This window comes from Tenacibaculum sp. M1.3A, from assembly GCF_057732375.1.
The window spans coordinates 166,791-178,876 of record NZ_JBYJEF010000004.1; the positions used below are offsets into that span (position 1 = coordinate 166,791).

At 31.1% G+C, this 12,086-nt stretch carries 11 protein-coding genes; 8 read left to right on the plus strand and 3 right to left on the minus strand.

Annotated features, from left to right (window positions below; all coding sequences use genetic code 11):
* Positions 1 to 57 precede the first annotated feature (57 nt).
* Positions 58 to 2,046, plus strand: coding sequence for an excinuclease ABC subunit UvrB (gene uvrB, locus AC28QF_RS08225; RefSeq protein ID WP_488201339.1), 1,989 nt, complete (start codon positions 58 to 60; stop codon positions 2,044 to 2,046).
* Positions 2,047 to 2,147: 101 nt separating this feature from the next.
* A complete protein-coding gene (locus tag AC28QF_RS08230) occupies positions 2,148 to 2,912 on the plus strand; it encodes a hypothetical protein (RefSeq protein WP_315944567.1) in 765 nt (254 codons plus the stop codon).
* A 237-nt stretch (positions 2,913 to 3,149) separates the two neighbouring features.
* On the opposite strand, the gene AC28QF_RS08235 is transcribed toward AC28QF_RS08230, so the two are convergent.
* Both AC28QF_RS08235 and sucC read right to left on the minus strand, forming a co-directional pair.
* Complete coding sequence (locus AC28QF_RS08235) at positions 3,150 to 3,713, minus strand: hypothetical protein (protein ID WP_488201338.1); 564 nt, start codon at positions 3,711 to 3,713, stop codon at positions 3,150 to 3,152.
* 90 nt (positions 3,714 to 3,803) lie between these two features.
* Positions 3,804 to 5,000 (minus strand): ADP-forming succinate--CoA ligase subunit beta, encoded by a 1,197-nt coding sequence (sucC, locus tag AC28QF_RS08240; protein ID WP_218773056.1) that lies wholly within the window; start codon positions 4,998 to 5,000, stop codon positions 3,804 to 3,806.
* A 218-nt stretch (positions 5,001 to 5,218) separates the two neighbouring features.
* On the opposite strand from sucC, the gene AC28QF_RS08245 reads away from it, so the two are divergent.
* From AC28QF_RS08245 to AC28QF_RS08270, 6 genes are all read left to right on the plus strand, one after another.
* Complete coding sequence (locus tag AC28QF_RS08245; protein ID WP_488201337.1) at positions 5,219 to 7,681, plus strand: DUF5916 domain-containing protein; 2,463 nt, start codon at positions 5,219 to 5,221, stop codon at positions 7,679 to 7,681.
* Between the two features lie 85 nt (positions 7,682 to 7,766).
* Positions 7,767 to 8,429, plus strand: a complete 663-nt coding sequence (locus AC28QF_RS08250; protein ID WP_488201336.1) for an ABC transporter ATP-binding protein — start codon at positions 7,767 to 7,769, stop codon at positions 8,427 to 8,429.
* Between the two features lie 48 nt (positions 8,430 to 8,477).
* Entirely contained in the window at positions 8,478 to 9,029 is a 552-nt protein-coding gene (locus tag AC28QF_RS08255) for a CPBP family intramembrane glutamic endopeptidase (RefSeq protein ID WP_488201335.1), read from the plus strand.
* Between the two features lies 1 nt (position 9,030).
* On the plus strand, positions 9,031 to 9,792 hold the full coding sequence (locus AC28QF_RS08260) for a TIGR02757 family protein (RefSeq protein WP_488201334.1): 762 nt from the start codon (positions 9,031 to 9,033) through the stop codon (positions 9,790 to 9,792).
* 44 nt (positions 9,793 to 9,836) lie between these two features.
* Positions 9,837 to 10,391, plus strand: a complete 555-nt coding sequence (locus AC28QF_RS08265) for a PAS domain-containing protein (RefSeq protein WP_488201333.1) — start codon at positions 9,837 to 9,839, stop codon at positions 10,389 to 10,391.
* A gap of 11 nt (positions 10,392 to 10,402) precedes the next feature.
* Entirely contained in the window at positions 10,403 to 10,783 is a 381-nt protein-coding gene (locus tag AC28QF_RS08270; RefSeq protein ID WP_488201332.1) for a DUF6122 family protein, read from the plus strand.
* Between the two features lie 304 nt (positions 10,784 to 11,087).
* On the opposite strand, the gene AC28QF_RS08275 is transcribed toward AC28QF_RS08270, so the two are convergent.
* The gene (locus tag AC28QF_RS08275) at positions 11,088 to 11,825 is read right to left on the minus strand and encodes a Dph6-related ATP pyrophosphatase (protein WP_488201331.1); all 738 of its coding nucleotides are present in this window, start codon (positions 11,823 to 11,825) and stop codon (positions 11,088 to 11,090) included.
* Positions 11,826 to 12,086: the final 261 nt, after the last annotated feature.

The window sequence follows — 12,086 nt, forward strand, 5'->3', positions numbered from 1 at the left end:
TAAATTACTTCTAAATCATCAATAGCATATCAATAAAACTATCCGTATTTTTGTTGTATGGACTTTGAATTACACTCAGATTTTAAACCTACAGGCGATCAGCCTACAGCAATAAAACAATTAGTAAACGGATTAGAGACCAACGAGAAACACCAAACATTATTGGGTGTTACTGGTTCTGGTAAAACCTTTACGGTTGCCAATGTTGTTGCCGAAGTAAACCGACCTACCTTGGTGTTGGCACACAACAAAACATTGGCAGCTCAATTATATTCTGAGTTTAAGCAATTTTTTCCGAACAATGCTGTAGAGTATTTTGTTTCTTATTATGATTACTACCAACCAGAAGCATATATTCCTGTTACAGGTACTTTTATCGAAAAAGATTTATCTATAAATGATGAAATAGAACGCTTGCGAATTAGTACTTCCTCTTCCCTACTTTCGGGTCGTAGAGATATTATTGTAATTGCATCTGTTTCTTGTTTGTATGGTATCGGAAATCCGAATGAGTTTAAGAAAAATGTAATTCCGATTGAAGTAGATCAGCAAATTTCGCGCACAAAATTCTTACATCAATTGGTTACCAGTTTGTATTCTAGAACTGAAATAGAGATAAAAAGCGGAACTTTTAAAGTAAAAGGTGATGTTGTTACTATTTATCCGTCGTACGGAGATAGCGGTTATCGTGTGCATTTTTTTGGTGATGAGATTGAAGAAATTGAAACTTTTAATATTGAGAACAATCAAGTAATTGAAAAATTAACCGAACTAACCATTTACCCTGCAAACTTATTTGTTACCTCACCTGATGTATTGCAAAATGCGATTCATAAAATACAGGAAGACATGGTTAAACAGGTAGATTATTTTAAAGAAATAGGTAAACATCTAGAAGCTAAACGATTGTTAGAACGTACCGAATTCGATTTAGAAATGATTCGTGAATTAGGTTACTGCTCGGGTATCGAAAACTATTCTCGTTATTTAGATGGTAGAGATCCTGGTACGCGCCCGTTCTGTTTATTAGATTATTTTCCGGAAGATTATTTAATGATTATTGATGAAAGCCACGTTACCATTCCGCAAACACATGCCATGTATGGCGGTGATAGAAGTAGAAAGGAAAACTTGGTAGAATACGGATTCCGTTTACCTGCTGCGATGGATAACCGTCCGTTAAAGTTCGATGAATTTGAAATGCTTCAAAACCAAGTAATTTATGTTTCTGCAACGCCTGCCGATTATGAATTGCAAAAAACCGAAGGTGTTTTTGTAGAGCAAGTAATTCGCCCTACCGGATTATTAGATCCTGTAATAGAAGTTCGCCCAAGTTTGAATCAGATTGATGATTTAATTGAAGAAATTCAAATTCGTGTAGAAAAAGACGAACGTACTTTAGTTACCACTTTAACCAAACGAATGGCTGAAGAATTGGCTAAATATTTAACCAGGATTCAGGTTCGTTGTCGTTATATACATTCGGATGTTGATACGTTAGAGCGCGTACAAATAATGCAAGATTTACGTAAGGGAATATTTGATGTTTTAATTGGTGTAAACTTACTTCGTGAAGGTTTAGATTTACCTGAAGTATCATTAGTTGCTATTTTAGATGCTGATAAAGAAGGTTTTTTACGTAGCCACCGATCTATTACCCAAACTGTTGGTAGAGCAGCAAGAAATGTAAACGGGCTCGCAATTTTATATGCCGATAAAGTTACCAATAGTATGCAACGCACCATGGATGAAACCGATCGTAGGCGTGAAAAACAGATTAATTACAATACTAAAAACGGAATTACACCAACACAAATAAATAAAAAACTAGACAATACGCTTTCTAAAGATACCACAGCTACTTATCAATACGATAACGCGATACAGAAAGCTGCAGAGCAAGATTTACAATATTTACCTAAAGAAGAAATAGAAAAACGTATTCGCGCCAAACGCAAACAAATGGAAGAAGCCGCCAAAGGATTGGACTTTATGGTTGCCGCCCAATTGCGTGATGAAATTGCGGTTTTAAGGAAGAATTTGTAGAAATATTTGCGTTGATTATTAAAGTTAAAACAAGTAAATTACCTAGAAAATGATATCCATCATTGAAATAATGGATATCTAAACGTTGTGCAATATCGAAAATGACAAATCCATATAAAAAACATCTTGACATTTTTTTTGAATCTATTATAGAATTAAAACATACAGCTAAAAGACTTAATAAAGTTTTATTACAGGATGTAGAAAGGTACACAAGTGAAAAAGCTGGATTATTATTTGGAACAGCTTTGATTATTGGAGATTGGACAGCATCAACTGATAATGGGTCTAAAATTAATTTTCATACTGGAATTAAAAAATCAACATTTAAAGAAAATTATTCTTTGGAAATTGAAAACATTCTTTCTAGAGAGTTTGGACTTGCATTTGCTCAATCTTTCGAGGTATTTGAAAAACTATTAAAAGACTTCGTCTACATAAAAATACAAACTGACACAAATTTCAGAGAAGGTTTAAAACCAGACAAAGATTATTCGAGAAAGAAACTGAGTGGAGGTGACGAGATTTTCAAGTTAATCAAAAAAGCTTGCGGAAAAGAATTTACAAAATATTCAAAACAAAATAACAATAATTTTAAGCTTAGTGAATTCTTTAAAATAATCTCTGAAGTCAGACATTCTATGATTCATTGTAAAGGCAAACTAGAAACTTCGAAAATCCCTAAAGACAAATATTATAAATCACTTTTTGAGCATTTATTCTCATTAAACAAACTTGAGAATGAAATAATAGAATTAAAACTAAATTATAAACTCTTAGAAAAACTTTTGATTTACATATCAGAATTTGGTTTTCAATTTTTTAAATTTTTAAGTAAGGTTGACAATTATGAATGGAAAAACTAAAATACTTCACACAATATCGTATATAATTTATTACTGGTTCTAGGCTAGTTACAAAAATTCTCACGGATTTTATAGATCATTAATTATTACTGCATTTAGTACTTAAACCTGCAACTATACTTATACAAATCCAATAACGAAACCTAAAAATAACAACCATATCTCTTAAAAAATCAATCAGTAGCTAAAATATTTATATAGTATCGTTTTAGCAATTATTGACGTAATAGTCAAAAATTAATCTTCACTTCCCCAAGGAGCACTTGGAGTCTCTATTTCTTTTGTTAAATCGAACTTTACAGAAAACAATCTGTCGGTTCCTATTCTACGTAAATTATACGTAAAACTTGTTTTATCAATCGTAACCCACCAAACATTATTAGAAGCATACGGAATTAAATTGACTGTATGTTTATCCGCAGGAAAAAACTGAATGTTTGGTAATCCTGTATTGGGGTTTGAACCTCCATATTGTGTAATTTTATCTTCCGAGCCATCCTTATGTCGATGATCGTGTTTTAATTGTATGAATTTATCGGTATTCATGGTAAAAACCCACGTACGAGATTTATCATCCCCAACAAAAAACGGAATTCTAATTGTATTGTTTTCACAAGAACGAACATGCATTACTAATTTCTCTCCTGTAAATCCATCGCCTTCTTTTGCTCCTGCTATTATTTTTCCTTCAAATGCTTTTCCACAATGAGTTTGTAAAGTATTCCAAAACAAGACGGAATTTGATTTTTCTTGTGCTAGTAATTGAAAAGGAAGTAAAATAAGGATTAATAATTTTCTCATTATGTAGTATTTATAGTGCAACAAGATAAAACAAAAAACCCTCACTTTAAAAGTGAGGGTTTTCCTATATATTTAACTAAAAACTAATTATTAAGCTCCTAAAACTTCTGCAACTTTATCTGCTGCTTCTTGAAACTCAGTAGCAGAAATAATTTCCATTCCGCTATTGTCAATTAATTCTTTTGCTTCTTTAGCATTTGTTCCTTGTAAACGACAAATAATAGGCACATTAATTCTGTCTCCCATACTTTTGTATGCATCTACAACTCCCTGAGCAACACGATCACAACGAACGATTCCTCCAAAAATATTTACTAAAATTGCTTTTACGTTCGTATCTTTTAAGATAATTCCGAAAGCTTTTTCAACACGTTCCGCATCTGCAGTACCACCAACATCTAAAAAGTTAGCTGGCTCACCACCTGCTTGCTTAATTAAATCCATAGTTCCCATTGCTAATCCAGCTCCGTTTACCATACATCCAACATTACCATCTAAATCTACATAGTTTAAACCAGCAGCCTTCGCTTCTACTTCAATAGGATTTTCTTCACGAATATCACGCATTGCAGCATAATCTTTATGACGATATAAAGCGTTTTCATCTAAAGTAACTTTAGCATCAACAGCCATTATTTTATCATCTGATGTTTTTAACACTGGGTTAATTTCGAACATTGCCGAATCTGATTTTACATACGCAGTATATAAAGCAGTAACAAACTTTGTCATTTCTTTTAATGCAGCACCACTTAAACCTAAGTTAAAAGCAATTTTACGTGCTTGAAAAGGCATTAATCCTAAAGCAGGATCAATTTCTTCTGTAAAAATTAAGTGTGGTGTTTCTTCAGCAACAGTTTCAATATCCATACCACCTTCTGTAGAATACATAACCATGTTTCTACCAGTTGCACGGTTTAATAAAACTGACATATAATATTCATCTGGTTCACTTGCACCAGGGTAATATACATCTTCACAGATTAAAACTTGGTTTACTAATTTACCTTCAGCTGAAGTTTGAGGAGTAATTAACATCATTCCTAAAATATCATTAGAAATACTTTTTACCTCATCTAAGTTTTTAGCCAACTTAACTCCACCACCTTTTCCACGACCACCTGCGTGTACTTGTGCCTTAATTACGTGCCAACCTGTACCTGTTTCTTCTGTTAATTTCTTTGCCGCTTCAACAGCTTCTTCTGGTGTATTTGCAACAACTCCGCGTTGAATACGAACCCCAAAACTGTTTAATATTTCTTTACCTTGATATTCGTGTAAGTTCATTAGATATGAATTTTTAAAGTCGAACAAAAATACAAATTCAATTTATAATACATTACTATTTACAATAATTATTACAACTTTTATTTTCACATTTCTTTAACATTTTAACTGTAACAGTTCTTTTTTTAACATGTCTTTAAAGTAATTAACATGATTTTATGATTTACAGGCGTAATTCATAAATATTTTCGCAAATTATTTTACGCTACAAACTAACTATGTATAAAAGTACCACCTTACTATTTGTTATTTTGTTTTTTTCTAAAGGAGTTAAAGCTCAAGAAATTAATCAGAATAGAAAAAAAATGAACGCTACGCGCGTGTCTTCTCCCCCAAAGATTGACGGAATTATAAATGAAGCTTTATGGACCAAAGTTCCTGTTGCAAAAGATTTTATAATGCTGCGCCCTACAAATGGCGAAAAAGCACCAAACACTCATAAAACAGAAGTTAAATTAGTGTACGATGATCAGGCTATTTATGTGAGTGCTAAAATGTATACACCCGATACTTCCTTAATACCTGCTGAATTTAACAGTAGAGACAATATTGGGAATTCTGATTTTTTTATGTTGATGATAAACCCAAATGATGACGGGCAAAACCCTACTATGTTTATTGTAACAGCATCTGGCGTTCAGGTAGATTCGAAAGTTTCATCTGGAAATGAAGATTATAATTGGAATGCCGTTTGGAAAAGCGCCATTAAAGTAAATGCCGATCATTGGGCTGTAGAAATGAAAATACCTTATCGTGCTTTGCGTTTTGCTAACAGACCAATACAATCTTGGGGTGTAAATTTTCATAGAGAAGTTAAAAACTTAAATGCACGTTTTACTTGGAACCCTATTGATAACACACAAGGAAGCTGGACACAGTATGATGGTTTAATTGAAAATTTTAAAAACATTACACCTCCTACTCGTTTAAATTTTTATCCATATGCATCAGCAACAACAACTTCTTTTGAAGGGAAAACTGATTTTGACTGGAGTGTTGGTATGGATGTTAAATATGGTCTTACCGAAAATTTTACACTAGATGCGACTTTAATTCCTGATTTTGGGCAAGTTGGTTTTGATGATGTTAGTTTAAATTTAGGGCCTTTTGAACAGCAGTTTTCTGAACAAAGACAGTTTTTTACAGAAGGAACTGAGCTGTTTACCAAAGGTCGTTTATTTTACTCTCGTCGAATTGGAGGCGCTCCCATTGCATCTGCTTCTGTAGATGAAAACACCGAAACCTTAATAGATTCTCCTGAAAAAGTTCAAATGCTAAATGCTATAAAAATTTCTGGAAGAACCAAAGGAGGCTTAGGTATTGGTTTTTTTAACGCTATTACTGATAAAACAGAAGCTATTATTGAAAACAACAGTACTAAAAAAAGAAGAAAAGAAGTTATAAACCCTTTTTCTAATTATAATATTTTAGTGCTAGATCAACAGTTTAATCAAAATTCATCAGTTACATTAATTAATACCAATGTTACTAGAAATGGTAACTTTAGAGACGCAAACGTTTCTGGTTTACTATGGCATGTTGAGGATAAAGGAAGTAATTACAATATTGATGGTTCTTTTAAAATGAGTAATATTTATGACGATGAAGACAACCCTAACACCGGTTATACTTTTGATACTAGTGTAGGTAAACAATCTGGTAATTGGAGAGGTGAAATTGGTTATAATTTTGAAAATAAAGATTTTAATCCAAATGATTTAGGTATTTTATTTAACAATAACGAACAAACTCTTTATGGTTTTGCTTCTTATGAAACGTTAAAACCTAAGGGAATATTTAATAGCTACAGAATAAGTACATCCTACAATATTAATTTCTTACATGAATCAGGTACGTATATTGGTAGATATCAAAATTTATCTTTTCGTGCACAAACCAAAAATCGTTTTGGTTTTGGTGGAAACATAAACTACAATAGTGAAAGTAAAGATTTTAACGAACCAAGGCAAGGTAACACAAGTGGTATCTATTTTAAAAGACCACAAAGAGTAAATATTAATCATTGGGGATCTACTGATTACAGAAAAAAGTTTGCCATAGATTATGATTGGTATTACAACTTTTTTAAAGACAATCCTAAAGAAGGTTATGGATTTAGAGTATCACCAAGATACCGATTTAATAATAAATTTTCTTTAATTTATGCCTTTAGGTATAATCAAACTAATAACGATCAGGGTTTTACTACCGAAGTTAGTCAGAGCGACATAGATGAAAACGCTACGCTTGCACCTTTTTTAGATGAAACCATATTCGGACAAAGAGATTGGACCACTTATAATAATTCTTTAACAGGTAAATATAGTTTTAGTACAAGATCATCTCTTTCGATGTCTTTTAGACATAATTGGAGTAAAGTACCTTATGAAAACCAATATTATACTTTAGGTAACGAAGGTGAATTAATACCGAGTGATTACAATGATAACAATGATACAAATTTTAATAGTTGGAATTTAGATGTAAATTATTTGTGGCAATTTGCTCCTGGTAGTCAATTAATTGCTTTTTACAGAAATTCTATATCAAACTTTAATGATAATGCAAATCAGAACTTTTCTGAGAATTTAAATTCTCTTTTAAAAGAGTCTAACCGACATACATTTTCTGTTCGTTTTGTGTATTTTATCGACTACAACAACTTGAAAAACATTTTTTAACTTCTTATATATAACTTGAAATCAGATAACCTTTAAACGCTATCTGATTTCTTTTTTATACATTCGTTACATTGAATATATAACTATGATTATTGCTAAAAACATCCATAAACATTATGGAGAAGTTGAAATTTTAAAAGGTGTTAATCTTCATATTAAAAAAGGAGAAATTGTAGCTATTGTTGGTCCTTCGGGAGCAGGAAAAACTACATTACTTCAAATTTTAGGAACTTTAGATAAACCGCAAGAAAATGAAAACTATGAATTATTGGTTAACAATAGTGCTATAAAAGGTTTAAGTGATAAAGAAGTTTCGTCTTTTAGAAACAAGCACATTGGTTTTATTTTTCAATTTCATCAATTATTACCTGAATTTACAGCTTTAGAAAACGTTTGTATTCCTGCTTTTATTAGTGGAAAATCTAAAATAGCTACCGAAAAAAGAGCTAAAGAATTATTATCTTTCTTAGGGTTATCACATAGAGAAAATCACAAACCAAACGAACTTTCTGGCGGTGAGCAACAACGTGTAGCAGTTGCTAGAGCTTTAATTAATGAGCCTTCAGTTATTTTTGCTGATGAGCCTTCTGGTAATTTAGATTCTACTTCTGCAGAAAATCTACATAATTTATTTTTTGAGTTACGAGATAAATTCGGACAAACATTTGTATTGGTTACCCATAACAAAGAATTGGCTAAAATGGCCGATCGTACTTTAACCATGAAAGATGGAGTTATTGTTGACTAATGTAACAAACTAATCTTTTTTACTACTAACAAGTAAATAAAGTTTATCATGAAAGATACATTTAAAGAATTAATTGGATACTTAAAAAACCCAGTATTAGAAAAAGATACAAATCAAGATAATTCTTATCGATTTAAAAAATTCTTGCATTTACTTATTATCAGCATACTTACAGGTGCAGCTTTAACACCTTTATTTGCTTTAATAGAACATTTAGGTTTAGTTGACATGAATACCCACGCAATGGAAGAGTTAATGAAAAGCATGCCTAAAATAGCTCTTTTTGCCATTACTGTAATTGCTGCTCCTTTACTGGAAGAATTATTATTTAGAGCTCCAATTACATTATTCCGAAACAAAAACTATTTTAAAATAGTTTTTTATGCCTTTGCTTTAATTTTTGGATTCATCCATTTATCTAATTTCGAAACAACAACAAATGTACTTTTATTAGCGCCAATTTTAGTAGCTCCACAAATTATTTTAGGTGGTTATTTAGGTTTTATTAGAGTCCGTTTCGGATTAATTTGGAGTATTCTTTTACATGCTAGTTACAATGCCTTTTTTGTTTTAATTACTTTTGCTACTGATTTAGTATAAAATGAAAAAAAACGAACTTAAAGAGTTTCTTGATGAAAAAGTTATAAAATATAACAATCCTGATTTTATTGAGAGCGATCCTATTCAAATTCCGCATCAATTTACTTTAAAAGAAGATATTGAAATTGCAGGGTTTTTAGCAGCTACAATAGCTTGGGGCAATCGTAAAATGATTATCAAAAATTCATTAAGAATGGTTGAGTTACTAGGCAATTCACCCTATGACTTTGTAATGAACCATACCGAAGATGACTTAGTAAATTTTGACGGATTTGTTCATCGTACTTTTAATGCTGATGATTTTAGATTCTTTATTAAATCACTTAAAAATATTTACCAGAATTATAACGGTTTAGAAGTTGTTTTAGCAACTAAAAACCAGGATAATTATCAACTAGCTATTCATTATTTCAAACAAGTTTTTTTTGAAATAAAACATCAACAAAGAACATTAAAGCATGTTTCTGACCCTTTAAAAGGCTCTGCATCTAAACGTATAAACATGTTTTTACGTTGGATGGTTCGTAACGATAATACTGGTGTAGATTTAGGCATTTGGAAAACACATTCTCCTGCCCATTTACATTGTCCGTTAGACGTACATTCTGGTAATGTTGCTCGTAAATTAAATATACTAACCAGAAAACAAAACGATTGGAAAGCTTTAACAGAGTTAGATATTACTTTACGTAGTTTTGATAAAGACGATCCTGTAAAATATGATTTCGCTTTATTCGGGTTAGGTGTTTTTGAAAAGTTTTAATTCCTTACTTTTACAATATAAATCAACTTTTAACTTATACTTCTATGAAAAATAATTTGTTAGACATGCTGTGCTTAGATGTGTATTTATCTTCTTTAAGCGAAGAAAAATATACAGAAACTAAGACGCTAATAAAGCCATCACCAAAACAAAACATTAATTTATTAAGTTGGGGAATACACGATTTTTTTTTCGATAACAAAACCAAAGAAGATATAAACAGCCTTGAAGTACTTGCAAATAATTTTAACTGGAAAAATGAAATTGCTGAAATTTTAAATGATAATTCATACGAATCTCTAGTAATAACAAACACCAGCAAGAAAATAATTTGGGTTAGCGATGGCTTTAAAAAAATGACAGGTTATAACAAGGAATATGCTTTGCATAAAACTGCTAACTTTTTACAAGGCGAAGAAACATCTGAAGCTACAAAAAGTAGCATTCGCAAAAAAATATTAGCCAATAAACCTTTTAAAGAAGTTATTGTTAATTACAGAAAAGACAAATCTACTTACAAATGTGAGTTGAATGTTTTTCCGTTGTTTTCTAAAACAGGAACCACTCATTTTTTAGCGTTAGAAAGAGTAGTTGCTTAACTTTAATTAGAATGCAAGTATTTATTCATTACTTCTTACACTTTGGGTTTCCGCTTATAATTGCTTTTTTATTTTTTAAAAGTAATTGGAAAAGAATCTACTTAATTTTAATAGCAACCATGTTGGTAGATTTAGATCATTTATTATCTACGCCAATATTTCAACCAAACAGATGCAGCTTCGGCTTTCATCTTTTTCACTCCTATCTCGCCATGATTGGCTACGTAATTTTATTGTTCTTTAAAAAACCATACCGCATAATTGCTATCGGCCTTTTACTACACATGCTTACCGATTTAATAGATTGCTTATTTATGTACAACAACTGCAAAACGTGTTACGAAAACACGCCAGCAACAGCGGTTTTAGAATTTATAACAGCGCTCTTTTAAAACAAAATAAGCACTAGATTTATATAATTTATTTGAAGCTATTTCCCGCTTTACGCACTCGCTTTTTTTTGAAGAAAAAATCAAAAAAAGAGCTCAAACAAATGCTTCAATCGGGGCTAAAAACCTATGATAAAACTTTAAAAAAATTATAGCTTGTGTAAATTTCGTTTAAAAACCTTTTATCACTAAAAAACCGAATCCGTCAAACTGAATTTATTTCAGTTTCACACCCTAATTTGCCGTCGTTCTTAGTTTTATGCGATGCTAAAATAAATTCAGCATAACGTTTACATCTAAAAAGCGCTTATTCTTTTAAAATTAAATCGCAATACCAAAAACTAGTATCGTAATTTTTAACTTTCTCTGATGTGCCTTTATGACAGTTCTGAGAATCATCTTTATTTAAAGTGTACGATTTTAGTAACTTCTCACCTATTTCAAATTCAATTGGTTTACTAAAAATTGGTCCGTCAAAACAAAAAGTATGAAACTCACCGTTTTCACCACAAACATCAACATCATCTGGTAATTCGTTTATAAAATCTTCATCAATGATTCTACCAACAAATTCTTCTCCTAGTTTTTTAGCATTTACACAAACAGTTATCGTTTTAAAACCGAGTGCTAAAAATGCTCTCAATAATTCTTTCGTGTCTTGCTTCCATAACGGATACACGCCTGTAATACCAACTTCTTGTAATTTTGTATCTCTGTATTTTCTTAAATCTTCTAAGAATATATCTCCAAAAACAGCATAATTTAATCCTAATGATTTTAACTCAGCAGTTTTTTCTAGCATTTTCTCATTATACAAATCCATCGTTACATCCGCAGGAAAGTATATTTTCTCTAAAGGAATGCCAATACTTTTAGCTTGTGCTTCTAATAAATTTTCATGAAGTCCGTGCATAGAAACACGTTGATAATCTTCGTTTACATTCGTTATCAACTTTTCGATATGATATTCTTTTTGCTGTAATACTTTATACAATGCAAATGCCGAATCTTTTCCTGAACTCCAATTAAAATATGCTTTTTTCATAAGGCTAAATTATAGAATTTAAAGCAGAAAAAATCTCGCTAAAAGCAGGATTTATATTTTAAAAATAAGTTTATTAGAGATTGTTTAAATTTCATTTAAAAACCTTTTATCACTAAAGCTAAAAACCGAATCCGTTAAACTGAATTTATTTCAGTTTAACATCCTCATTTGCCGTAGTTCTTAGTTTTATGCGATGCTGAAATAAATTCAGCATGACGTTTATATCTAAAAAATCCCGCTAAAAGCAGGATTTTGAATTCT

Bases quoted from the DNA above. Each gene is read 5' to 3' on its own strand.
- uvrB (WP_488201339.1), top strand. From the start codon at position 58: ATGGACTTTGAATTACACTCAGATTTTAAACCTACAGGCGATCAGCCT.
- AC28QF_RS08230 (WP_315944567.1), top strand. From the start codon at position 2,148: ATGACAAATCCATATAAAAAACATCTTGACATTTTTTTTGAATCTATT.
- AC28QF_RS08235 (WP_488201338.1), bottom strand. From the start codon at position 3,713: ATGAGAAAATTATTAATCCTTATTTTACTTCCTTTTCAATTACTAGCA.
- sucC (WP_218773056.1), bottom strand. From the start codon at position 5,000: ATGAACTTACACGAATATCAAGGTAAAGAAATATTAAACAGTTTTGGG.
- AC28QF_RS08245 (WP_488201337.1), top strand. From the start codon at position 5,219: ATGTATAAAAGTACCACCTTACTATTTGTTATTTTGTTTTTTTCTAAA.
- AC28QF_RS08250 (WP_488201336.1), top strand. From the start codon at position 7,767: ATGATTATTGCTAAAAACATCCATAAACATTATGGAGAAGTTGAAATT.
- AC28QF_RS08255 (WP_488201335.1), top strand. From the start codon at position 8,478: ATGAAAGATACATTTAAAGAATTAATTGGATACTTAAAAAACCCAGTA.
- AC28QF_RS08260 (WP_488201334.1), top strand. From the start codon at position 9,031: ATGAAAAAAAACGAACTTAAAGAGTTTCTTGATGAAAAAGTTATAAAA.
- AC28QF_RS08265 (WP_488201333.1), top strand. From the start codon at position 9,837: ATGAAAAATAATTTGTTAGACATGCTGTGCTTAGATGTGTATTTATCT.
- AC28QF_RS08270 (WP_488201332.1), top strand. From the start codon at position 10,403: ATGCAAGTATTTATTCATTACTTCTTACACTTTGGGTTTCCGCTTATA.
- AC28QF_RS08275 (WP_488201331.1), bottom strand. From the start codon at position 11,825: ATGAAAAAAGCATATTTTAATTGGAGTTCAGGAAAAGATTCGGCATTT.